This is a genomic window from Kitasatospora cheerisanensis KCTC 2395 (genome assembly GCF_000696185.1).
Taxonomy (GTDB): Bacteria; Actinomycetota; Actinomycetes; order Streptomycetales; family Streptomycetaceae; genus Kitasatospora; species Kitasatospora cheerisanensis.
On the sequence record NZ_KK853997.1, the window covers coordinates 2,952,167 to 2,975,378 of the forward strand.

Annotated in this window: 16 protein-coding genes and 1 rRNA gene; 6 read left to right on the forward strand and 11 right to left on the reverse strand. The window is 71.2% G+C overall.

What is annotated here, in order from left to right:
* Positions 1-75: 75 nt before the first annotated feature.
* From KCH_RS13315 to KCH_RS13335, 5 genes are all read right to left on the reverse strand, one after another.
* Positions 76-1,594 (reverse strand): 16S ribosomal RNA (locus KCH_RS13315).
* A 543-nt stretch (positions 1,595-2,137) separates the two neighbouring features.
* On the reverse strand, positions 2,138-2,821 hold the full coding sequence (locus KCH_RS13320; protein WP_051653028.1) for a nucleoside/nucleotide kinase family protein: 684 nt from the start codon (positions 2,819-2,821) through the stop codon (positions 2,138-2,140).
* Between the two features lie 11 nt (positions 2,822-2,832).
* Positions 2,833-3,762 carry a S66 peptidase family protein gene (locus KCH_RS13325; protein WP_035862878.1) on the reverse strand — a complete coding sequence of 310 codons (930 nt, stop codon included), beginning with the start codon at positions 3,760-3,762 and terminating at the stop codon, positions 2,833-2,835.
* A gap of 264 nt (positions 3,763-4,026) precedes the next feature.
* Positions 4,027-5,064: a tryptophan--tRNA ligase gene (trpS, locus tag KCH_RS13330; protein WP_035862884.1), complete on the reverse strand. Its 1,038-nt coding sequence runs from the start codon at positions 5,062-5,064 to the stop codon at positions 4,027-4,029.
* 460 nt (positions 5,065-5,524) lie between these two features.
* Complete coding sequence (locus tag KCH_RS13335; protein ID WP_157032035.1) at positions 5,525-6,097, reverse strand: hypothetical protein; 573 nt, start codon at positions 6,095-6,097, stop codon at positions 5,525-5,527.
* 28 nt (positions 6,098-6,125) lie between these two features.
* Here KCH_RS13335 and KCH_RS41290 point away from each other — a divergent pair, with 28 nt between their 5' ends.
* A complete protein-coding gene (locus KCH_RS41290) occupies positions 6,126-6,386 on the forward strand; it encodes a hypothetical protein (protein WP_157032036.1) in 261 nt (86 codons plus the stop codon).
* A gap of 147 nt (positions 6,387-6,533) precedes the next feature.
* Here KCH_RS41290 and KCH_RS13345 read toward each other — a convergent pair whose 3' ends face one another.
* On the reverse strand, positions 6,534-7,091 hold the full coding sequence (locus KCH_RS13345; RefSeq protein ID WP_084223571.1) for an NUDIX hydrolase: 558 nt from the start codon (positions 7,089-7,091) through the stop codon (positions 6,534-6,536).
* Between the two features lie 148 nt (positions 7,092-7,239).
* Here KCH_RS13345 and KCH_RS13350 point away from each other — a divergent pair, with 148 nt between their 5' ends.
* A complete protein-coding gene (locus tag KCH_RS13350) occupies positions 7,240-8,262 on the forward strand; it encodes an ATP-grasp domain-containing protein (protein ID WP_063750144.1) in 1,023 nt (340 codons plus the stop codon).
* Here KCH_RS13350 and KCH_RS13355 read toward each other — a convergent pair whose 3' ends face one another.
* Together KCH_RS13355 and KCH_RS13360 are read right to left on the reverse strand one after the other, a co-directional pair.
* Positions 8,263-11,982, reverse strand: a complete 3,720-nt coding sequence (locus KCH_RS13355) for an ABC transporter ATP-binding protein (RefSeq protein ID WP_035862901.1) — start codon at positions 11,980-11,982, stop codon at positions 8,263-8,265.
* A 222-nt stretch (positions 11,983-12,204) separates the two neighbouring features.
* Complete coding sequence (locus KCH_RS13360) at positions 12,205-12,867, reverse strand: TetR/AcrR family transcriptional regulator (RefSeq protein WP_035871878.1); 663 nt, start codon at positions 12,865-12,867, stop codon at positions 12,205-12,207.
* 130 nt (positions 12,868-12,997) lie between these two features.
* Between KCH_RS13360 and KCH_RS13365 the strand changes: the two genes are divergently transcribed.
* The 4 genes from KCH_RS13365 (at position 12,998) to KCH_RS13380 (ending at position 19,300) form a co-directional block, all read left to right on the forward strand.
* Positions 12,998-14,713, forward strand: a complete 1,716-nt coding sequence (locus KCH_RS13365; protein ID WP_244305317.1) for a carboxyl transferase domain-containing protein — start codon at positions 12,998-13,000, stop codon at positions 14,711-14,713.
* A 94-nt stretch (positions 14,714-14,807) separates the two neighbouring features.
* The gene (locus KCH_RS13370; RefSeq protein WP_084223573.1) at positions 14,808-17,060 is read left to right on the forward strand and encodes an ATP-binding protein; all 2,253 of its coding nucleotides are present in this window, start codon (positions 14,808-14,810) and stop codon (positions 17,058-17,060) included.
* A complete protein-coding gene (locus KCH_RS13375) occupies positions 17,057-18,052 on the forward strand; it encodes a hydroxymethylglutaryl-CoA lyase (RefSeq protein ID WP_051653029.1) in 996 nt (331 codons plus the stop codon). The genes KCH_RS13370 and KCH_RS13375 overlap by 4 nt, the downstream gene beginning before the upstream one ends.
* Before the next feature lie 57 nt (positions 18,053-18,109).
* Positions 18,110-19,300, forward strand: a complete 1,191-nt coding sequence (locus KCH_RS13380; protein WP_425268768.1) for an acyl-CoA dehydrogenase family protein — start codon at positions 18,110-18,112, stop codon at positions 19,298-19,300.
* Positions 19,301-19,398: 98 nt separating this feature from the next.
* On the opposite strand, the gene KCH_RS13385 is transcribed toward KCH_RS13380, so the two are convergent.
* From KCH_RS13385 to KCH_RS13395, 3 genes are all read right to left on the reverse strand, one after another.
* Positions 19,399-20,208: a bestrophin-like domain gene (locus KCH_RS13385; RefSeq protein WP_084223575.1), complete on the reverse strand. Its 810-nt coding sequence runs from the start codon at positions 20,206-20,208 to the stop codon at positions 19,399-19,401.
* Between the two features lie 184 nt (positions 20,209-20,392).
* Positions 20,393-22,282: a DUF7507 domain-containing protein gene (locus tag KCH_RS47650; RefSeq protein ID WP_482793295.1), complete on the reverse strand. Its 1,890-nt coding sequence runs from the start codon at positions 22,280-22,282 to the stop codon at positions 20,393-20,395.
* Positions 22,283-22,562: 280 nt separating this feature from the next.
* The gene (locus KCH_RS13395) at positions 22,563-23,072 is read right to left on the reverse strand and encodes a universal stress protein (protein ID WP_035862913.1); all 510 of its coding nucleotides are present in this window, start codon (positions 23,070-23,072) and stop codon (positions 22,563-22,565) included.
* Between the last annotated feature and the right edge of the window lie 140 nt (positions 23,073-23,212).

Below are 23,212 nucleotides of genomic sequence, written 5' to 3' on the forward strand. Positions count from 1 at the left end.
GTGCCGAATAGTCAACGTTCCACCCATGAGCAACCGTGCGAGACATTCGCTCGCAAGCGGCCATGTGCTCCTTAGAAAGGAGGTGATCCAGCCGCACCTTCCGGTACGGCTACCTTGTTACGACTTCGTCCCAATCGCTGGTCCCACCTTCGACGGCTCCTCCCCTTACGGGTTAGGCCACCGGCTTCGGGTGTTACCGACTTTCGTGACGTGACGGGCGGTGTGTACAAGGCCCGGGAACGTATTCACCGCAGCATGCTGATCTGCGATTACTAGCAACTCCAACTTCATGGGGTCGAGTTGCAGACCCCAATCCGAACTGAGACCGGCTTTTTGGGATTCGCTCCGCCTCACGGCATCGCAGCCCTTTGTACCGGCCATTGTAGCACGTGTGCAGCCCAAGACATAAGGGGCATGATGATTTGACGTCGTCCCCACCTTCCTCCGAGTTGACCCCGGCAGTCTCCTGTGAGTCCCCGACATTACTCGCTGGCAACACAGAACAAGGGTTGCGCTCGTTGCGGGACTTAACCCAACATCTCACGACACGAGCTGACGACAACCATGCACCACCTGTACACCGACCACAAGGGGGCTGCCCATCTCTGAGCCGTTTCCGGTGTATGTCAAGCCTTGGTAAGGTTCTTCGCGTTGCGTCGAATTAAGCCACATGCTCCGCTGCTTGTGCGGGCCCCCGTCAATTCCTTTGAGTTTTAGCCTTGCGGCCGTACTCCCCAGGCGGGGAACTTAATGCGTTAGCTGCGGCACCGACGACGTGGAATGTCGCCAACACCTAGTTCCCAACGTTTACGGCGTGGACTACCAGGGTATCTAATCCTGTTCGCTCCCCACGCTTTCGCTCCTCAGCGTCAGTAATGGCCCAGAGATCCGCCTTCGCCACCGGTGTTCCTCCTGATATCTGCGCATTTCACCGCTACACCAGGAATTCCGATCTCCCCTACCACACTCCAGCCTGCCCGTATCGAATGCAGACCCGGGGTTAAGCCCCGGGCTTTCACATCCGACGCGACAGGCCGCCTACGAGCTCTTTACGCCCAATAATTCCGGACAACGCTCGCACCCTACGTATTACCGCGGCTGCTGGCACGTAGTTAGCCGGTGCTTCTTCTGCAGGTACCGTCACTTGCGCTTCTTCCCTGCTGAAAGAGGTTTACAACCCGAAGGCCGTCATCCCTCACGCGGCGTCGCTGCATCAGGCTTTCGCCCATTGTGCAATATTCCCCACTGCTGCCTCCCGTAGGAGTCTGGGCCGTGTCTCAGTCCCAGTGTGGCCGGTCGCCCTCTCAGGCCGGCTACCCGTCGTCGCCTTGGTAGGCCATTACCCCACCAACAAGCTGATAGGCCGCGGGATCATCCTGAACCGCCGGAGCTTTCCACCAACCCCCATGCGGGAGAAGGTCGTATCCGGTATTAGACCTCGTTTCCAAGGCTTGTCCCAGAGTTCAGGGCAGATTCCCCACGTGTTACTCACCCGTTCGCCACTGATCCACCCCGAAGGGCTTCACCGTTCGACTTGCATGTGTTAAGCACGCCGCCAGCGTTCGTCCTGAGCCAGGATCAAACTCTCCGTGAATGTCTCCACGGGGAGCGGCACAGCAACCACCGGAATAAGGGCGGTCCTGCGCACTGCGTCCTCGCTAGTGTTACTTCATAAAGGAATCTCCAACCAACCGATACCGGCTGGCCGGGGATGTCAACATATCTGGCGTTGACTTTTGGCACGCTGTTGAGTTCTCAAGGAACGGACGCTTCCTTCGAGCCGCACTCCTGCGGACCCTCCGGGCGCTTCGTTCTTTCGTGTTTCCAGCTTATCAGATGTTTTCCGCTCCGTTTTCCGGAGTTTCGATCCGACTCGCTGTTGTCTTCTGCGACCTGACGGCCCGTCCGACGTTTCAAACTCTAGCCGATCCCCGCTCCGAAAAGCGAATCCGCCGCAATCTCCGAAAACGCGCACACCAAATAAGAACGGAGACGCGAAAAGGACGCGACCCGTCACGGATCAGCTACTTGGTTCTCAGGGATTGGCCGCCCCGGGACCGTCCACACAGATGCGTGTCCGGTGCTCCCTGCCGAGCGACTAGGTAACACTACGCCAATCGGTGGGCGGATGCAAAGTTCAGTCCGTACGGACGGTCCAGTCGCAGGTCATCCGGGTCGTCTCCACGTACGCCGCGTTGGGCAGGTCATTGAGGTCGACCCGTTGGCGGGCGGCGGCGCGGTCCTGGCCGCCGGCGGTGTGGCGATCGAGGAGGCGGGCGTCGCGGGCCGCGTGCTCGGCGTCGACGTACCAGAGCTCGCGCAGCAGTGCCCGGGCGTCCGTCCACGGGGTGGCGGAGGAGGCGAGGTAGTTGCCTTCGGTGACGACCAGGCGGGTGCAGGGGCGGATCAGGTGGCGGGCAGCGACGGGTTCGTCCAGCGTGCGGTCGAAGTCGGGCGCGTAGATGTCGTGGAAGCGGTCGGCGGCGACGCGCTGAAGGAGGGTGAGGTAGCCGCGCGCGTCGAAGGTCTCGGGGGCGCCCTTGCGGGAGCGCAGGTCGAGTCGGTCGAGCTGGGCGTTGGAGAGGTGGAAGCCGTCCAGGGGGAGGTAGGCGGCGGTGTCGGGGCCCTCAAGGCGGTTGATCTCGTCGATCAGGTGGCGGGCGAGGGTGGACTTTCCGGCGGCGGGCGGCCCGGCCAGGCCGAGGAGTACGCGCCCGGTTCCGCTGCCCGGGCCGCGGAGCAGGCCGAGCGCGCGGGCCACCGCCCGCTCTGGGCCGGCGGGGGTGGAAGTGCCTTCGACGGGGATGCCTTCGACGTGCATGGGCCGCAACCCTACGCGTGAGTAGGTGCGGTGAGAACCGGCGCGTCGAGCGTCAGGGTGGCGGCGTCGGCGTCCAGCGTGGCAGGGACGCCGAGCGGCACGGTGAGGGTGGACGGGCCGTGGCCGAAGCCGAGCTCCCACACGACGGGGACGCCGAGTCCGCCGAGGTGGTCGAGCATCACGGCGCGGACGCCGTCGAGCGGTCCACAGCTGTCCCAGGAGCCGAGGACCACTCCGGCGATTCCGTCCAGAGCGCCGCTGCGTCGCAACTGGGTCAGGATGCGGTCGAGCTGGTAGGGCTGCTCGTTGATGTCCTCCAGGACGAGCAGGCCGCCCGCGAACGACGGTCGGGCGGCGGGGGTGCCGCGGTCGGCGGCGAGGAGGGAGACGCAACCGCCCATCAGGACGCCGTGCGCGCGGCCGGGGACGAGGGTCGCGGCATCGGGTCCGGCGAGGACGGTGGTGCCGGCCGGTTCGAACAGGGTCCGGCGGAGGTGTTCGGCGGTCGGGCCGTCGGTGCTGAAGACGCCGGCACCGGGCATCGGACCGTAGAGAGTGGGGACGCCGAGCTGCTGGGCGACGGCTTCGTGCAGGACGGTGATGTCGCTGAACCCGACCAGCAGTTTGGGCGGCACGGCACGCATCGCCTCCCAGTCGAGGAGGTCGACCATCCGGTGCGCGCCGAAGCCGCCGCGGACGCAGAGGACGGCCGCGATATCCGGATCGAGCCAGGCGGCCTGCAGGTCGGCGGCGCGGTGGGCGTCGGCGCCGGCGAGGTGCGCCAGCGTGGGGTGGGTGTCGTGGACGTGCGGGAAGACGACCGGCTCCAGGCCCCAGGACCTGAGGATGTCGATGCCGAGGGCGAGTCGTGCGGGGTCGACCGCGCCGCTGGGAGCGACGAGGGCGACGCGGTCACCGGGACGGAGCGGGCGCAGGGGCATCGGGACTCCTTCATGGTGCGGAGCGGCAGCAGGACCCGAGAGCCGTGCCCGGCTGGGGCCGGCGAGTGGTCCGTCTGCTGACGGTATCCCCCACTCGTTAACCCGCCACCCCGAAGCGGGTGCTGTTGATCTGTCAGGACGGTATCGGCAGGGCGTGGATCAACTGCTGCATCGGGCAGCGTCGTTCGCCCGGTGCACGGGCCGCTGCCGGAGTGCGCGCCGTCTCGGTCGGACGCCCGCGCCCCGGCAGCGGGGCAGGACAGTTCAGAAGGTGCCCATCGCGGTGCGGACCTCGGCGAGGGTGCGGTCGGCGATGGCGTTGGCGCGGGCGTTGCCTGCGTGCAGGACGTCGCGCAGCACGGCACGGTCGGCGGCGAGTTCGGCCCGTCGGGTACGCAGGGGGCGGAGGAACTCGTTGACCGCCTCGGTCGCGGTGCGCTTGAGGAGGGCCGCTCCGCCGGAGCCGATCTCCTCCGCGACGGCGTGCGGGTCGCGGTCCTGGCAGAGGGCGATGAGCAGGACCAGGTTGGAGACACCCGGGCGGGTCTCGGGCTGGTAGCTGATGTGGCGGTCGGTGTCGGTGACCGCGCCCCGCAGCAGTCGGGCGGTCTCGTCCTCGTCGGCGCCGAGGGTGATGGCGTTGCCGCGGCTCTTGCTCATCTTGCCGCCGTCGGTGCCGAGGAGCAGCGGGGCTCGGGAGAGCAGCGCCTGCGGTTCGGGGAAGAGCGGGGTGTAGCGGTCGTTGAAGCGGCGGGCGATGAGGCGGGTGGTCTCCAGGTGCGGCAGCTGGTCCTGGCCGACGGGGACCAGGTCCGCCTTGCAGAACAGCAGGTCGGCGGCCTGATGGACGGGGTAGGTGAACATCAGTCCGCTGACGGCGGCCTGCCGGGAGTGGGCGATCTCGTCCTTGACGGTGGGGTTGCGGGAGAGTTCGGCGACGCTGATCAGGCTGAGGAACGGCAGCATCAGCTGGTTGAGAGCGGGGACGGCGCTGTGGGTGAAGATCGTGGCGCGCTCGGGGTCGACGCCGGCGGCCAGGTAGTCGAGGACCAGGTTCTCGGCGTGCTCGGCGATCCGCTCGGCCCGGTCCCGGTCGGTGATCACCTGGTAGTCAGCGATCACGATCATCAACTCCAGCCCTTGGGACTGGAGTTGGACCCGGTTCCGGAGCGTGCCGAAGTAGTGGCCGAGGTGCAGCGGCCCGGTCGGACGGTCCCCGGTCAGGATGCGGCGGTGGCCTTCGGCGCCGGCGGCGATCAGCGGGTTGGCGGTGCCGGACGCGGTGTCCGTGGTGGCGGTCATGGCGGAGGTTCTCCTCGGTTGCGGTGGTGACCGCCCGCCGGGTACCGGACCCCGTCCGAAATGATCGCGCCGGGGCCGCCCGTACGGACGGCCCTGGAGTCATGCAAGGGGATCGGCCGTCCTAGGACGGCCACCAGCACAGGCATGACGTGAGAGACATGCCTTCACCATAACGCGGCGGCGAGCGCGGGCGAGCGGATTTCGGCCCGCGCGGGCGGGAACCGCCAGGCTGTGCACGCACGTCCCTTGGCCCGGCGCGCACCGGTGGTGCAGGATCGGGCGTGCCGAGAATCCGGAGGGCTGCAGCCATGACCTCGCTCGACCAGAACGCGCCGGACCGGCCGGACGCGGACGCCAACCGCCGTGCGGCGAGCGTGCCTTCGACAGGTCCCGGCGCAGCGCGCGGCTCGGTGCCGTCCGACTCGACCCCGGGCGGGGCCGCTGACGCCGATGCGGACGGTCACAGAGCGGCGGGCAGGCGCGAGGTGCCCGGAGGCCGGGCGCTGTCGAGCGGCCGCGCGGTTTCGGACGGGGGCAGGTCGGCGGGGACGCCAGTGGCGACCGGGGCGACCGGGCCGTCGACGGTGCCCGGGTCGGTGCGGGGCACCGGGTCGGCGCGGGACGCCGGCTCGGCGCGGGACGCCGGCTCGGCGCGGGACGCCGGCTCGGTGCGGGAGTCCGCGCGGGTGCCCGGCGAGGTCGGTGCTGTGTCCGGAGTCGGCGGTCTCGGGCCGGCGGGGGCCGCGGAGTTGGTGACGGGTGGGGCTACCGGCGCTTCTGGGGCGTTGAGTTGGTCATCAGGGGTCTGGGGCGTGGGCGTGACCGCGGGGCGGGTACGGCCGCCGCGGCGGCCGACGCCTTCGCGGCGGTTGAGCCAGGTGCGGGCCGTTCCGTCCGCGTCGGTGCCGCTCGGCGGCACGGTGGAGGACGGGCCGGTTCCTGTGGAGGCGGACAGTGCGCCGGCTGCCCCGGTCGGCGTGCCGATGGGCGTACTGATCGGCGGGTCGCCCGGGCTGGTCGAGAGTGTGGCCACCGGCGTTGCTCGAATCGCGGAGCGCCGGGTGTCCGCCCAGTTGCTGCGGTTCGGCTCCGGGACCTGCCAGGTGGTGCTGCCGGAGTGGCGGCCGGCCATCGCGGTGTCCGTCCCCACCGAGCAGTTGCAGCGCTCGACCGGAATGAGCCCGGACGAACTGCGCTCCGCGCTGCTGTCGGTGGTGATCAACCCGGAGGCTGTGCACGACCGCGAGTTGGGGCCGCGCGACTGGCAGGCCGAGGTCCCGGCGGCTCGTGGACGCCGGAGGGGTCGGCGCCAGGTCCGCTGAGCGGGCTCGATCGGCTGCGGGTACGGGTGCGGGTTCCGTTCCTGTTGCGGCTCCTCTCTGTCGCCTGTCTGCCGCCTGTCGGGCTCGGCTGCGGGTACGGGTGCGGGTTCGGCGTGGGCGGGGTGTGCGCCCGGCTCCGGTCCGCTGTCAGCTGCTTCGGTTCGGGGTGGTCGGCGTGCTCGGGGCGGTGTTGGGCAGGTAGCCGAGGTGGACCGGGACGATCGGGCCGGGCTCTGCGGTGCGGAGCGCGGCAACCAGCTCGGGCAGGTTCGGCGGCCAGAGCGGGTCGGCGTCCGGTGCGGCGAGTTCGGCGGGCGTCCACCAGCGCCAGCCCAGGATGCCGTCGGCCCGGTGGACTGCCGCGACGTCTCCCGGCTCGCGCCGCGGACCGTACGTCAGAAATATGTGCTCGTGCTGCCGGACGGGCGTGCCGTGCCAGGTGAAGTCGTGCTCCCAGGTGCAGAGGAGTTCACCGGGCCGGAGGTCGGTCCAGCCGGTTTCCTCGTGCAACTCGCGGAGCGCTCCCTCCATGGGCGTCTCGCCGGACTCCAGGCCGCCGCCCGGAGCGTTCCAGTGCACCCCGATCTCGGAGTTGTCCGACCGGAACAGGAACACCTCGCCCTGCGGCGAGAGGATGACCGTTCGCGCCGCTCGACGGGGCCGTCGTTCGCCGTTGGACTTCTGACGTCTTGTGATCCACCGCACACGGAGAGCGTCGCAGCAGAACTGACGGGGTGTCGATCGATTTTTCGGCCATCGCGGTGGGGCGGCGCGGGTGTGCGACGCAGAGTGCCTGGTCAACGCCGGGTCAAAGCCGGACCGTCCACCGATCGGTGGACCTAATCTGAGCCCCATGGCCGACCCCACCGTCATCCTTCCCTCCGATCCGCTGCTGCCGCGTCGGACGGACCCTCACTTCGCCTGGGAAGCCGGACTGATCCGAGCCACCGGCGGCCGGCAGGCGCTGATCGACCACGACGCCCTGCTGGCCGGGGACGCCGAGGCCGCCGTCCGACGTGTCCCCACCGGCTCAGGTCTGCTCTGGTACCGGGGCTGGATGATTCCCGTCGCCCGGTACGCCGAGCTCGCCGAGGCCTTGGCCGACCGTGGCTGCAAGCTGCTGACCGGGCTGGACGAGTACGCCGCTGCCCATGAACTGCCCGGCTGGTACCGGACGTTCGAGCCCGTGACACCGGCCAGCTCCTGGCTGCCGGGCACCGGCTGGGACCGTCCCGCACTGTCTGCGGCCGCGTCCGCGCTGGGCGGACGCGGGCCTGCGGTGGTGAAGGACTACGTGAAGTCCCGCAAGCACGAGTGGCACGAGGCCTGCTACGTGCCCGAGTTGGCCGATCTCGACGCGCTGGAGCGCGTGGCCTCGCGGTTCGCCGAACTGCAGGGCGAGTTCCTCGCGGGCGGGTTGGTGCTCCGCCGCTTCGAGTCCTTCGCGCGGGCTGCGGACGGCCGGACGGAGGAGGCCCGGGTCTGGTGGCTGGACGGCGAGCCAGTGCTGATCGGACCGCACCCCGACTGCCCCGCGAGCCGGATCGAGCCCGACCTGTCGGCCGTCCGGCCTCTGGTGCGGGAGTTGGGGTGCCGTTTCGTCACCACCGACTTGGCGCGGCTGGCCGACGGCGCCGGGAGCCGTGACGGCAGCGCGGGCGGTGAGTGGCGGGTGGTGGAGGTCGGGGACGGCCAGGTCAGCGAGTTGCCGTCGGGGTGGATGCCGAGGTGCTGTTCCGGGCGCTACTGGCTGCCGCCTAGTCCGGGCGAACGTGAGGCCGCGCGGCGGGAAGGCCGACCCGGCACCGGGCAGGCCCCGCCGCCCGACGCGAGGTCGGGCCGGGGCCTGGCCGGTGCCGGGTCGGTCGGCGGGTGATCAGCCGAGTACCGGCGCGGGGTGTCCTTCGGCGATGAAGGCGTTCCACAGCTTGGCGTAGGTGCCGTTCCGGTCGAGGAGTTCGGCGTGGGTGCCGTCCTCCACTATTCGTCCGTGGTCGAGGACGACGACCCGGTCGGCGCGTTCGGCGGTAGTCAGCCGGTGGGCGATGACCAGGGTGGTGCGTCCCCCGGCGAGCCGGTCGGCGGCGTGGTTGACGGCTGCTTCGGTGGCGAGGTCGAGGGCGGCGGTGGCCTCGTCGAGGAGCAGGATGTCGGGGTCGACCAGTTCCGCGCGGGCGAGGGCGATGAGCTGGCGCTGACCGGCGGAGAGGTTGCGGCCTCGGGGGGCGACGGTGTGCCGGTAGCCGTCGCTGAGCCCGATGATCATGTCGTGCGCGCCGACCGCCTTGGCTGCGGCTTCGACCTCGGCGTCGCTCGCCCCGGGTCGGCCGTAGGCGATGGCGTCGCGGACCGTCCCGGCGAACAGGTAGGCCTCCTGCGGGACGACGCCGAGCCGGTGCCGGTAGCCCTCGAGGTCGTAGCCGGTCAGGTCGGTGCCGTCGACCCGGAGGGTTCCGCCGGTGGCGTCGTAGAACCGGGCGACCAGCTTGACCAGGGTGGATTTGCCCGCTCCGGTCTCGCCGACCAGCGCGACGGTCTGCCCGGCCGGTATGTGCAGGTCGATCCCGGACAGCACCTCGGGGTTGCCGGCGCCGCCGCCGTTGTAGGCGAAGCTGACGTTCTCGAAGGCGATCTCCCCGCGCAGCGACCCGACCGGGATGGGGTTCTCGGCCTGGGGCGTGGTGGTGGGGGTGCGCAGCAGGTCGCGGATCCGGCCGAGGCCGACGGCGGCCTGCTGGTAGCCGTCGAAGATCTGCGAGAGCTGGTTGACCGGGGCGAAGAACAGGTCGATGTACAGCAGGTAGGCGACCAGGGCGCCGATGGTGAGGGTGCCGTGGTCGACCCGGGAGGCGCCGACGATCAGGACCAGGGCGGACGCGACGCTGGACAGGAACTGCACGAACGGGAAGTACAGCGAGATGTACAGCTGGGCCTTGGCCCGGGCGTGCCGGTAGGCGAGGCCGCGTTCGACGAACCGGTCGATGTTGGCGTCCTGGCGGCGGAATGCCTGGACGATCCGCATGCCGGCGACGTTCTCCTGCAGGTCGGCGTTGACCGTGCTGATCAGGTCGCGGGAGATTTCGTACTGCTGGGCGGACTTCTTGCGGAACAGCAGGGTGGCGATGATCAGCGGCGGCAGCACCGTGAGGACGACCAGGGCGAGGCCCGGGTCGATCACTACGAGGGCCGCGAAGATGCCCACGAAGGTGAACAGGCTGACCACGGCGGTGACCACGCCGGTCTGCAGGAACGAGGAGATGGAGTCCACGTCCGTGGTCATGCGGGTCATGATCCGGCCGGTCAGCTCGCGCTCGTAGTAGTCGAGGCCGAGCCGGTTGAGGTGGGCGAAGATCTTCAGCCGCAGCGTGTACAGGACCCGCTCGCCGGTGCGCCCGGAGACCCTGCTCTCGGTGGCCTGCACCAGCCAGTCGAGCAGGACGATGACCAGGGCCAGCAGGGAGGCGACCGCGACTCCGCCGATGGCGGCCTTGCTGACGCCGTCGTCGATGCCGTGCCGGATCAGCACCGGCAGCGTCAGGCCGGCGGCGGTGTCCAGGGCGACCAGCAGCAGGGCGAGCAGCAGCGGGCGCCGGAACGGGGCGAGCAGTCGGGCCAGGCTGAAGCCGGGGTCGGCGGCCTCGGCCTGCTCGACCGGGATGTCGGGGGTGTCGGTCGCGGGCGGGAGGGCGGCGACCTTGGCGAGCAGTTCAGCATCGGCGCCGGGCTTCTCGGCTGCCGGTGCGGCGTTGGCGTTCTGCACCACCGCCTCGGCCCGCTCGGGCTCGGCCGTGGCGGGCACTGGGGCGGCCAGCGCGTCCGGGTCGGTGATCAGCGACCGATAGCGCGGACACCTGGCGGTGAGTTCCTCGTGGGTGCCCAGGTCGATCAGCCGGCCGCCTTCCAGGACGGCGATGCGGTCGGCGAGCTGCAGCGTCGAACGGCGGTGGGCGATCAGGAGGGTGGTGCGGCCGGCCATCACGCTGTCCAGCGCGTCGTGGATCTCCGCCTCGATCTGCGGGTCGACGGCGGAGGTGGCGTCGTCGAGCAGCAGGATGCGGGGGTCGGTGAGGACGGCGCGGGCGAGGGCTATGCGCTGCCGCTGGCCGCCGGAGAGCGTGAGGCCCTGCTCGCCCACCTTGGTGTCGTAGCCCTCGGGGAGCGCCCGGATGAAGCCGTCGGCCTGGGCGATCCGGGCGGCGGCGAGGATCTGCTCCTCGGTGGCTTCGGGGTGGCCGTACGCGATGTTGGTGCGGACGGTCTCGGAGAACAGGAAGCTCTCCTCCGGGACGATGCCGATGGCGGCGCGCACCGAGTCGAGGGTGGCCTCGCGGAGGTCCTGCCCGAAGAGTCGGACGGTGCCGGCGGTGGGGTCGTAGAAGCGGGGCACCAGCTGGGCGACGGTCGACTTGCCGGAGCCGGATGCGCCGACCAGTGCCAGGGTCTCGCCCGGGGCGATCCGCAGGGTGAGGCCGTCCAGCACCGGGACGCCGTCGGGGGCGCTGCCGGGCTCGGGGTGTTCCTCGGCCCGGTAGTGGAAGTCGACCCGGTCGAGCTCCAGGGCGGGCGTGTCGGCGGGGGCCGCGTCGGGGTCGAGGGGGCGGGCGTCCGGCGCGTCGGCGACCAGCGGGCGCTGGTCGATCAACTGCAGGACGCGCTCCACGCCCGCCCGGGCCTGCTGGCCCACGGTGATCACCATGGCGAGCATCCGGACCGGGCCGGCCATCTGCGCCAGGTAGGTGGAGAAGGCGACGAAGGTGCCGAGGGTGACGTCTCCCCGGACGGCGAGCCAGCCGCCGCCGGCGAGCACGGCGACCTGCCCGAGCGCCGGAACGGCCTGCATCGCCGGGGTGTAGCGGGCGTTCAGCCGGATCGAGCGGAGCCGGGCAGCGAACAGGGCGCGGGAGACCCGCTCCAGCTTGCCGCGCTCCTGGGCCTCCTGGCCGAAGCCCTTGACCACCCGGACGCCGCCGACCGCGGCGTCCACCACGCCGGCGACCTCGGCGGCCTGCTGCTGGGCGGCCCAGGTGGCGGGGAACAGGCGCTTGCGGCTGAGCGTGGAGAGCCACCACAGCACCGGGCCCATCACCAGCGCGATCACGGTGAGCGGCAGCGACAGCCAGAGCATGACCACCATCGACATGCCGAACATCAGGGCGTAGCCCGTCATCATCGGCATCATCGAGAGCAGCCCGTTGACCAGCTGCAGGTCGGAGGTGGCACGGCCGACCACCTGGCCGGTGTCCAGCCGGTCCTGGCGGTGCCCGTCGAGCCTGGTCAGCGAGCGGAACAGGTCGGCCCGCATGTCGTGCTGGACGTCGAGCGCGAGCTGCCCGCCGTAGTAGCGGCGGATCTGCGTGCACAGGAAGACGCCGGCGGCCGCGACCAGCAGCAGCACCGCCCAGGGGGTGAGCGGGCGGCGGTGCGTGGCGATCACGTCGTCGATGATCAGCTTGGTGATGAGCGGAACGATCGCGGTGATCGCCATGCCGACGAGCGACGCCCCGAAGGACAGCAGCAGGTTGCGACGGTAGCGCCAACAGTAGCCACCGAGCCGGCGAAGCCAGCCTTGCTCTGGGTAACCATGAGTCTCGGGCATATTTAGTGATGCTAACCATTCGGCCGATTGGGCGTCCATCGGGTTCGACGGGCGCATAGGAGGCTGAACGACCCGGGGCCGAGCTTCCTTCCCAATCACAGCCTGCCCGCGGCACGCGGTGGTGCGCCTCCTACGGTCGGCTACACCTGGGTCGGCCGATCGTCCTAGGCGGGGGTGCAGTCGGCTTCAGGCGAATGGTGAACGCGCCTGTAAAACCGCAGGTCAGACGAGGGGGCGCAGCGCGGCGACCTCCGCCGCGGCCGCCACGAACGCCCCCTGGGCCAGCGCGCGCAGCAACGCCGCCATGGCCTCCCGGCTCAGGCCGGCCCGCTCGGCAGCGGGATCGACCGGGGCGGCCTGGGGTGCAGCGCTGTGCGGAGTGGAGTTCAACAGGCCGAAGACCGCGTGCACGGCGGCCCGGGCGACCGGTTCCGCCTCCGCGGCGGCCAGCGCGTCGAAGGCCTCGCGCACCACCGCGACCCAGAGCTCGACGTACCCGCGCTGGAGCCGGCGCACCCGGCGTCGGTCCTCCTCCTTGAGATGGAGCAGCTCGCGGTCGTGCAGGATGATCAGGTCCCGGTCGTCCAGGGCGAAGTCGATGTGACCGTCGATCAGGGAGTCCAGCGCGGCCTGCGGCCCCGCGGCCGAACCGGCGCGACGGCGGCCCTCCTCCAGCAGGCGCTCACTGATGCCGACCAGGAGGTCGGCGAGCATCGCGTCCTTGCCCGCGAAGTGCCGGTACAGGCCCGGTCCGCTGATGCCGACCGCCTTGCCGATCTCGTCCACGCCGACCCCGAGGAAACCGCGGGCGGCGAACAGCCTGGCGGCCTCCTTCCGGATCTGGTCACGGCGTGGGAGCGCGGGGGCGGCGGGGCGGTTGGGCATGCTGCCCATCGTAGACAGTCGGGTTATCGCTGGTTAACCTGGCCACAGAGTTAACGCTCATTAACACGGGCTGGCCGGCTCGCCCTTCGGCCTGCCCGGATTCGAATCCGAGGGCAAGGGAGCTCTTGGGATGGTCCCCTCTTCGGCACCGACCTCATCGTGGTCTCCGGCTTCGTCGCAGAACGCTGCCGCGCAGCCGCCACTGGCACCGCTGTTCGGCGCGGCCGCCGCACCGGCGCCCCGCTTGGAGAGCACGGTCGACCCGGCGTCACCCGCCGGGCTCGCCAACGCGCAGGCCCACCGGGCGCTGGTCGCCGAGCTGCGCGAAAAGCTTGCGGCTGCGGCGCTCGGCGGCGGTGAGAAGGCGCGCGCCAAGCACACCGCCCGCGGCAAGCTCCTGCCCCGCGAACGGGTCGACACCCTGCTCGACCCCGGCTCGCCGTTCCTGGAGCTGGCCCCGCTGGCGGCCGACGGCCTGTACGACGGGGCCGCGCCCGCCGCCGGGGTGATCGCCGGCATCGGACGGGTCGCCGGGCGCGAGGTCCTGGTGGTGGCGAACGACGCCACCGTCAAGGGCGGCACCTACTACCCGATGACGGTGAAGAAGCACCTGCGGGCGCAGGAGGTAGCCCTCGAGAACAGGCTGCCCTGCATCTACCTGGTGGACTCGGGAGGCGCGTTCCTGCCGATGCAGGACGAGGTCTTCCCCGACCGCGACCACTTCGGCCGGATCTTCTACAACCAGGCGCGGCTGTCCGCCGCCGGGATCCCGCAGATCGCGGCGGTGCTCGGCTCGTGCACCGCGGGCGGCGCCTACGTCCCCGCGATGAGCGACGAAGCGGTGATCGTCCGCAACCAGGGCACCATCTTCCTCGGCGGCCCGCCGCTGGTGAAGGCGGCCACCGGCGAGGTGGTGACCGCCGAGGAGCTCGGCGGCGGCGACCTGCACTCCCGCACTTCCGGCGTCACGGACCACCTGGCGGAGGACGACGCGCACGCGCTGTCCATCGTCCGCACCATCGTGGCCGGGCTCGGCCCGCGCACGCCCAAGCCGTGGCCGGTGGCTCCGGTCGAGCCGCCCGCCGTCGACCCGGCCGGGCTGTACGGCGTGGTGCCGGTGGACCCGCGCACCCCCTACGACGTGCGCGAGGTGATCGCCCGACTGGTCGACGGCAGCCGCTTCGCCGAGTTCAAGGCGGAGTACGGCAGCACCCTGGTGACCGGCTTCGCCCGGATCCACGGCCACCCGGTCGGCATCGTCGCCAACAACGGCGTCCTGTTCGCGGAGTCCGCGCTCAAGGGCGCGCACTTCATCGAGTTGTGCGACCAGCGGGGCATCCCCCTCCTCTTCCTGCAGAACATCACCGGCTTCATGGTGGGCCGCCAGTACGAGGCCGGCGGCATCGCCAAGCACGGCGCCAAGATGGTCACCGCGGTGGCGTGCACCCGGGTGCCGAAGCTGACCGTGGTGATCGGCGGCTCGTACGGCGCGGGCAACTATTCGATGTGCGGGCGGGCCTACTCACCTCGCTTCCTGTGGATGTGGCCGAACGCGAAGATCTCCGTGATGGGCGGCGAGCAGGCGGCCTCCGTCCTGGCCACCGTCCGCCGCGACCAGTTCGAGGCCCGGGGCGAGGACTGGTCCACCGAGGCCGAGGACGAGTTCAAGCGCCCGGTCCGCGAGCAGTACGAGCGGCAGGGCAACGCCTACTACGCCACCGCGCGACTGTGGGACGACGGCGTGATCGACCCCATGCAGACCCGGACCGCGCTCGGCCTGGCGCTCACCGCCTGCGCCAACGCCCCGCTCGCCGAACCCCGTCCGTACGGGGTCTTCCGGATGTGACGCCCCGCCGGAGGGCCGAGCCACGGATCGGCCTCCACTCCTGATGCATCGTCAACTCGCTCACCCGTTCTTCTCGCAACGGAGGCACACCTCCATGTTCGACACCGTGCTCGTCGCCAACCGCGGCGAGATCGCGCTGCGGGTGATCCGCACCCTTCGACGGCTGGGCGTTCGCTCGGTCGCCGTGCACAGCGACGCGGACGCGGATGCCCCGCACGTCCGGGCCGCCGACCTGGCGGTCCGGCTCGGGCCCGCCGACCGGAGCGACAGCTCGGCCGCCGAGACCTACCTGCGCACCGACCTGATCCTGGACGCCGCCCGCCGGACCGGCGCACGGGCCGTCCACCCCGGCTACGGGTTCCTCGCCGAGAACCCCGCCTTCGCCGAGGCCTGCAACCAGGCCGGGCTGGTCTTCATCGGCCCGCCGCCGGCTGCGGTGGAACTGATGGGCGACAAGATCAACGCCAAGGAGGCCGTCCGCGTTGCCGGGGTGCCCGTCGTTCCCGGCAGCGAGGACGGTTCGCCCAGCGACGAGCAGCTGATCGAGGCGGCGGCCCGGATCGGCTACCCGGTGCTGCTCAAGCCCTCGGCCGGCGGCGGCGGCAAGGGCATGCGCCTGGTCCGCGACCCGGCCGAGCTGCCCGCCGAGCTCGCCGCCGCCCGCCGGGTGGCCCGCACCGCGTTCGGCGACGACACCCTGCTCCTCGAGCGCTGGGTGGACCAGCCGCGCCACATCGAGGTGCAGGTCCTGGCCGACACCCACGGCCGGACCGTTCACCTCGGCGAGCGCGAGTGCAGTCTCCAGCGCCGCCATCAGAAGCTCATCGAAGAGGCTCCTTCCGTCCTGTTGAACGCTCGGACCCGGGCCGCGATGGGCGCGGCCGCGGTACGTGCCGCCGAAGCCTGTGGCTACACCGGCGCCGGCACGGTCGAGTTCATCGTTCCCGGCGGGGACCCGGCAGGGCCCGACGCCGACGACGTCCTCGACTTCTTCTTCATGGAGATGAACACCCGCCTCCAGGTGGAACACCCCGTCACGGAACTGGCCGTCTCCGTCGACGGCCCCGAGGGACCGCAGCGGCTCGACCTGGTCGAGTGGCAGCTGCGCGTCGCCGCGGGCGAAGCACTGTCGTTCACACAGTCCGACATCTCCTTCCTGGGCCACGCGATCGAGGCCCGCATCTGCGCCGAGGACCCGGAACGGGACTTCCTGCCCACCGGCGGTCAAGTACTGCTGCTGGACGAACCCTCGGGCGAGGGCATCCGGGTGGACTCCGGAATCGCACCCGGCGAGCGGATCGGCAGCCTGTACGACCCGATGCTCGCCAAGGTGATCGCGTACGGGCCCGACCGCCCGACCGCGATCCGTCGGCTGCGGGCCGCACTCGCCGAGACCCGCATCCTGGGCGTCACCACCAACACCGGCTACCTGCGCCGGCTGCTGGCTCAGCCCGAGGTGACGGCAGGACGGCTCGACACCGGCCTGGTGGAACGCAGCGCCCAGCAGGACCCCTCCGTGCTGAGCTCTCCGTACACCCGTCCCGAGTCGATCGACCTGCTCCACTTCGCCGCCGCACTGGTGCGGCAGCTCGAACTCGGCCCGACCGACGCCTCCGACGGCTGGACCGACCCCTTCTCCCTCCCTTCCGGTTGGCGACTCGGTGGCGAGACCGCTTGGACCACGCACCGACTCCGGCTCGCCGGCCGCGAACCGGTCGCCGTGAGTTGCCGAATGACTACCAGCGGTGAATTCGAGAGCGCCAGCGGTTTTTCTGCCGCGACCACTCCCGAGTGGGAGGTCCGACTCGACGGCGGCCCGATCCGGCGAGCTCGCGCGAGCCGTGACGGAAACCTGCTCCGCCTTGCGGTTGACGGCCTGCAGGCCACTTTCACGGTCGCCGAGGAGCGCACCGCCGAGGGCATCACGCACTGGCTCGGCACCGACGGAGATGCCTGGCCCGTTCACCCGTTCGACCCAATTGCCGAGCGCGCCGCCGCCGGCACCGTCCACCACGGCACCCTCACCGCCCCGATGCCCGGCACCGTCACTGTGGTCAAGGTCGAGGCCGGCGAGCGGGTCCGCCGCGGACAGGCGCTGCTCGTCCTCGAGGCCATGAAGATGGAGCACGTCATCGCCGCGCCGCACGACGGCACCGTCGAGGACCTGAGGGTCACCGCCGGGGCCACCGTCGCCATGGACGAGGCGCTGGTGGCCGTCGCTCCGGACGACGAAGACGCCGGTGCCGCTGCTGGCACGGAAGCCGACAGCACCGCCGGAGGGGAAGCCGGCGCCAGCACCGAGGCGGCGGCCGGCACCACCGCGAAACTGTCGGAGGCTGCACGATGACCACCACCCCTGACCGGACCGCGCCGGAACCGACCGTGCTGGACCTCGGCCTGCCGGACCCGGTGCGCGACCCCGATCTGCCCGCCCGGGTGCGCATCCACGAGGTCGGCGCGCGCGACGGCCTGCAGAACGAGGGCACGCTCGTCCCCGTCGACGTCAAGGCGGAGTTCATCGCGCGGCTGGCGGCCGCCGGGCTGCGCACCGTGGAGGCCACCAGCTTCGTCCACCCCAAGTGGGTGCCGCAGCTGGCCGACGCCGAGGAGCTGATGCCCCGGCTGGCCGACCTGCCCGGGCGCCACCCGGGGCTGCGACTGCCCGTCCTGGTGCCAAACGAGCGCGGACTGGACCGGGCGCTGGCCCACCACGCGGGCGAGGTCGCGGTGTTCGCCAGCGCGACCGAGACGTTCGCCCGGCGCAATCTGAATCGCTCGGCCGACGAGGCGATGGCCATGTTCCGCCCCGTGGTCGAACGCGCCACGGCCGCAGGCGTCCCCGTGCGCGGCTACCTGTCCATGTGCTTCGGCGATCCGTGGGAAGGGCCTGTCCCGATCGCCCAGGTGGTCCGGCACGGACTGGCCCTGCTGGAGATGGGCTGCGCCGAGTTGAGCCTCGGCGACACCATCGGCGTCGCGACGCCCGGCCAGGTCAAGGCGCTGCTCGACGAGTTCACCCGCACCGGTGTTCCGATCGATCGGATCGCGGTGCACTTCCACGACACCTACGGGCAGGCCCTGTCCAACACGCTGGCCGCGCTCCGCTCCGGCGTGACGGTGGTGGACGCCTCGGCCGGCGGCCTCGGCGGCTGCCCGTACGCCAAGAGCGCCACGGGCAACCTGGCCACCGAGGACCTGGTCTGGATGCTGCACGGCCTGGGCATCGAGACCGGCGTCGACCTCGCGGCGCTCGCCGAAACCAGCGGCTGGATGGCGCGTCAACTCGGCCGCCCCAGCCCGTCGCGGACCGTCCGCGCCCTGCTCGGGCCCACGGCCTGACCGCTGATTCCACCACCCTCGCCAGGCCCACCAGGCCTCGATCCCGGGAGGATCCCTGTGCTCGACCACCGGCTGAGCAGTGACTACGAGGAACTCCGCCGCACCGTTGCGGAGTTTGCCAACGACGTGGTTGCGCCGAAGATCGGCGAATACTACGAGCAGAATGAATTCCCGTACGAAATCATTCGGGAAATGGGGCGGATGGGCCTGTTCGGGCTTCCCTTCCCCGAGGAGTACGGCGGCATGGGCGGCGATTACTTCGCACTCTGCCTGGCCCTGGAGGAATTGGCCCGGGTCGATTCCTCGGTGGCGATCACCCTGGAGGCCGCAGTCTCGCTCGGCGCCATGCCGATCTACCTCTTCGGCACCGAGGAGCAGAAGCGCGAGTGGCTGCCGAAGTTGACGTCCGGTCAGATGCTCGGCGCGTTCGGCCTGACCGAGCCCGAGGGCGGCACGGACGCCGGCGGAACCCGCACCACCGCGCGCTACGACGAGGCCACCGATGAATGGGTGATCAACGGCAGCAAGTGCTTCATCACCAATTCCGGGACCGATATCACCGGCCTGGTGACCGTCACCGCACTGACCGAACCGCTCACACATTCGAGTGACGGAGGTGTAAACAACTCGCCTACGAGGGAGATCTCCTCCATTATCGTCCCCACTGGAACCCCCGGGTTCCAGGTGTCGAAGAAGTACTCGAAGGTCGGGTGGAACGCCTCCGACACCCGCGAACTGTCCTTCTCCGACTGCCGAGTTCCCGCGGCCAACCTGCTCGGTCGCCGGGGCCGCGGCTACGCCCAGTTCCTGCGCATCCTCGACGAGGGCCGCATCGCCATCGCGGCCCTGGCCACCGGCCTGGCCCAGGGGTGCGTCGACCAGTCCCTGTCCTACGCCGCCACGCGCCGCGCCTTCGGCCGGCCGATCGGCGCCAACCAGGTCATCCAGTTCAAGCTCGCCGACATGGAGATGCGCGCACACACCTCCCGCCTGGCCTGGCGGGACGCCGCCTCCCGGCTGCTGCACTCCGAGGCCTTCAAGAAGGAGGCAGCCATTGCCAAGCTGTACGCCTCCGAGGCTGCGGTCGACAACGCCCGCGAGGCGACCCAGATCCACGGTGGCTACGGCTTCATGAACGAGTACCCGGTCGCCCGCATGTGGCGCGACTGCAAGATCCTGGAGATCGGCGAGGGCACCTCCGAGGTCCAGCGGATGCTGATCGCGCGCGAACTCGGCGTCAACTCCTGAACCACCTTCCGACACAGCCCTGCTGACGGGCCAACACCTGCGGAAGTGCCCGGACCGCCGCGTCCCGGCCCATCCTCAGGTCGGTCCGCCGAACGAGGCTAGAACGGCGGCAGTGCCGACCCACCGGCATCGGTGTCGATCTGGTCGTACCGCTCCAACGCCAGTTGGAACGCGGTCGGCTGGATCCGCACCGCGCCGGAGAACGGGCCGCTCATCACCGCCACCATGCTCACCCCGAACGCCACGGAGGCGCCTACGAAGCACATCAGCATCAGGTTCCGCGTGTTGGCCGTCAGCCCGATCACCGAGGGCGTGGCCAGTACGAACACCGCGCCCACCAGCAGTCCGCCGATCGCCACCACCGGCACGGACGCCCGGATGTCACCCAGCCGCGCGTTCCGCTTGGCGTTGACGTCGGACAGGCTGCGCAGCACATCGGTCCGCGCGCTCGTCTCCGCCGTGGTCTGCACCGCGGCGCGGTCGACGGCGGCCCGCACCTGGTCGATCGCCAGCCAGGCGGCCTGACTTCCGGTGTCGTGCTGCATCGCCGCCCACTCGTCGTCGATCACCACCTTGGTGTAGTTCCGCAGCCGCTCCCGCACCGCCGCGCGGTCGGCGGCCGGCAGACTGCCGGCGTTCCAGTAGGCCTCCGCGAGAGCCCGCGACTCCTCGTAGGTGTGCTGGCGGGCCGAGTTCAGCTGCTGCCAGGTGCCGGCGATGCTGAAGCCCAGGAAGAGCGCGAAGAAGCCGAGGATCGCCGCCCCGGCGAAGGACAGCGCCTGCGGCGTCGTGGACCCCTCCCGCGCGCGCTTCGTCTGGCCGAGCAGTAGTCCGATCACGAGCGCGAGCGCCGCACCCGCAACGGCGGCCAGGGCGACGATCAGCATCGCCGCCCCCCGGGTCCGCATGCCTGGACGCCCGGCGTCACCCCAGCGCCGCCACGGATCGCTCCCGGCAGGCGGAGATCGAGTGCGGCCACGCGCCGCGCCTCGTTCCTTGACTCGACAAGAGTTACGTCTACGACAACCCTCGGCATCGCCGGGTCGGTCCCGGTCACCCCGCCATCCGGTCGGATCACCACACTGCGCCCGTTCACCGTTGCCTCCGCCCTCGGACGGTGAACGCCGCCGCCAGCACGCACAGCACAGGAAGGAGAATCACCAGCAGCAGCATCATCACCTCGGTGATGTCCCACGGGTTGTCCTCATCCTGATCCGGATTCCAGTAGTCGTCCCCTGGTTGGGCCTGCGCACCGCCCGGCGACCGCCCTCCGGCGGAGGCCCCACCGCCGGAGGTCCCTCCCGCAGTCGCACCGCCCTGGCCCGGCCCGGCCGGCGCACCCGCACTCGGCCCGAACGCCAGGGCTCCGCCGCCCGCCGGAGCGCCCCCAGGAGTCGTCGCGCCGACTCCAACCTGACTGCCCCCGGGCACAGTTGACGCACCGACGGCACCCGGCGCGGCGAACGGCGAAGCAGGCAGCGCAAAGGCCGTTCCACCAGGAACCAGGGCGGGTGCCGCTCCGGGCAGGAACGGCACCACGGCCTGGCTTGCGGGGGCCGCTGCGGCTGCGCCGCCAGGGGCCGCGGCAGCGGGCTGCCCCGGAGCCGCCGCGCCGGCTTGCTGCCCGGCTGCGGCAGCAGCCGCCGCAGCCGCTGCCGCGGCTCCGCCCGGTGCTGCGGCGGGCGCCGGAACCGGTACCGGCAACAACCCTGCTGCGGCCGCCGCCGCGACGGCCGCACTGGCCGGCCCCGCCCCGGGCGCGGCCGCTCCTGGAGCGACGACCGCGCCCGCAGCCGCACCAGCCACCGCCCCGGCCCCGGCCCCGGCTCCGGTTCCGGCGGCAGCAGCCGCACCCGCTCCGGCCGCCGCACCAGTGCCTGTACCTCCGCCGGTCCCGGTCCCGGTGCCGGTGCCGGTAGTGGTGCCCCCGCCGGTGCCAGGGGGCGGCTGGGCAGCGGGAGCGGTGGGCGGTTCCGGGGCTGTGGGGGGCGGGGCGGGGCTGAGTCCGTCGTACGCTCCGGGCGCGTCCGCGGAGAGCAGTCGCGGAGCCTGCGGGTTGCCGTCCGGTCCGACGGTCCCGTCGTCCGCCAGACCGTCGGCGCGCGCGGTGCCGGTCTGGTGGCCGGGACGGGCGATTCCGGTCGCCTGGCAGTCGACGCCCTGGCCGGGGACGAGGGTCCGGCCTCCGTCGGGGCCCGCGCAGGTCACCGCTCCGACATCGGGGAGTCCTTCGACCACCGAGACGTTGGTGACCGGGACGTCCCCGAACGCCTCCACGCGGTAACGGAGTTCGACCGTCCCCCCAACGGCGGTCAGCGCCCTCGTCGCAGCGCGGCGGGAGCCGTCGGACGGAGCGATCTCCGGCGTGGCAGACGGAGCCGCATCCGGGGCAGCAGGTGGTGCGGCTTCCTGAGAGGCCTGCGGCACGGAGCGGCGGGACACTCCCGTGCCGCTGGGTTCTCCCACGCGGGCGAGTCGGAGTCCGGAGGTGATGCCCAAGTAGCCGGTGGGTGCGTCGGCATGGGCTTGCGGGATCCGGTTGGGGGCATCGGCAGTGGCGGCGACCTGGGCGGCCTGGGGTCCGCCGACGGCCGTGAAGGAAGCGGTGCAGTCGAGGCTGCCGCCCGGCGGGACCGTCCCTCCGGCATCGCACTGGGCCTGGCCGCCGGGAAGTTGAGGGTCGCTCAGAACAACCCGACTGAGCGGGTATTCGGCATGGTTGGTGAGATGGTAGGTGCGGGCGGCCACCTCCCCGGCCCGGAGCCGGACATGAGCATCGGTGCTGGCGTTGGTGCTGACGCTCAACGTCAGGGCGTCGCGCACCTCCCCGCCCCGGTGGGTACCGGGTTCCGGAGTCCAGCCACCGCCGACGAAGACCGGCACCAGCAGGGCAGTCCCCAGGAGGGACGGCAGGGGGCAGCGAGCCGCACCCGCCGCCGGGCGCTGTTGGGCTGCTGGTAAGCCGATATGACGATGGGTCACCTAGGCATGGTCGGCCATGCCCGGGTTCGGCAGCTGATATGACGCACGCTGCAGGGCCGGAACGACTCGTTCGGCCGAGCCGGAACCCCGGCCGGCCCTCCACCCACAGAGCCGCCACGGCGCGGCGCCTACCGCCGCCACATCAGGGTTCACAGGTCATGGGTGGCCGATTCCTCGCACCCGCATCCGGCCACCACCTATGCCCCCGTACGACGGAGGGGAAGCGGGCGCCTGCGGCTGCCGGCGAACCGCGGGCGCGACAGTCGGGACCGCGGCCCGGTCAGGGGATGACGATGACCGGACGGTTCGCGCGGCGGGCGAGTCGGCCGGAGACCGAACCGAAGATCTTCCCGAGCAGCCCGTGGGTGCTGCCGACCACGATGGCGTCCGCGGCGTACTCGCGGCCGACCTCTTCGATCTCGTGGCAGATGTCCCCGCCTCGCTCGACGAGGATCCAGGGGACGCCGGAGAGGAAGTCGGCGCAGGCGAGTTCGAGGCCGAGGATCTCGGTGCGCTGGTCGGGGAGGTCCACGAAGACGGGCGGCTCGCAGCCGGCCCAGACCGTGGCGGGGAGCCGGTTGGCGACGTGGACGATCACCAGTCCGCACTGGGAGCGGCGGGCCATGCCGATGGCGTAGGCCAGGGCACGTTCGCTGGAGAGGGAGCCGTCGAACCCGACCACCACACCGTGCTGGAACTGCGGGTCGCAGGCGCGCGAGCCGTGCTCCTGGAGCTGGGGTTCGCCATCGCCGTCGCGGCGGCCGACCGTCGGACGGGAGCTGTCGGTCATCGCGTCCTCCGCGGTACCGGGTCGTGGGACGGCGGCAGGGTCCGCCGCATTGCCGGGAGTGGCAGGGGTGCGGCGGCTCGGCCCGGTGCCCGGCCGGTCCGGACGCCGCCGACGTGCGGGTCTCCCGAACACGCCCGCAC

Excerpts from the sequence above, each read along its gene's own strand:
- KCH_RS13320 (WP_051653028.1), bottom strand. The coding sequence starts at position 2,821 with ATGCACGTCGAAGGCATCCCCGTCGAAGGCACTTCCACCCCCGCCGGC.
- KCH_RS13325 (WP_035862878.1), bottom strand. The coding sequence starts at position 3,762 with ATGCCCCTGCGCCCGCTCCGTCCCGGTGACCGCGTCGCCCTCGTCGCT.
- trpS (WP_035862884.1), bottom strand. The coding sequence starts at position 5,064 with ATGACCGCCACCACGGACACCGCGTCCGGCACCGCCAACCCGCTGATC.
- KCH_RS13350 (WP_063750144.1), top strand. The coding sequence starts at position 7,240 with ATGGCCGACCCCACCGTCATCCTTCCCTCCGATCCGCTGCTGCCGCGT.
- KCH_RS13355 (WP_035862901.1), bottom strand. The coding sequence starts at position 11,982 with ATGCCCGAGACTCATGGTTACCCAGAGCAAGGCTGGCTTCGCCGGCTC.
- KCH_RS13360 (WP_035871878.1), bottom strand. The coding sequence starts at position 12,867 with ATGCCCAACCGCCCCGCCGCCCCCGCGCTCCCACGCCGTGACCAGATC.
- KCH_RS13365 (WP_244305317.1), top strand. The coding sequence starts at position 12,998 with ATGGTCCCCTCTTCGGCACCGACCTCATCGTGGTCTCCGGCTTCGTCG.
- KCH_RS13370 (WP_084223573.1), top strand. The coding sequence starts at position 14,808 with ATGTTCGACACCGTGCTCGTCGCCAACCGCGGCGAGATCGCGCTGCGG.
- KCH_RS13375 (WP_051653029.1), top strand. The coding sequence starts at position 17,057 with ATGACCACCACCCCTGACCGGACCGCGCCGGAACCGACCGTGCTGGAC.
- KCH_RS13385 (WP_084223575.1), bottom strand. The coding sequence starts at position 20,208 with ATGCGGACCCGGGGGGCGGCGATGCTGATCGTCGCCCTGGCCGCCGTT.
- KCH_RS13395 (WP_035862913.1), bottom strand. The coding sequence starts at position 23,072 with ATGACCGACAGCTCCCGTCCGACGGTCGGCCGCCGCGACGGCGATGGC.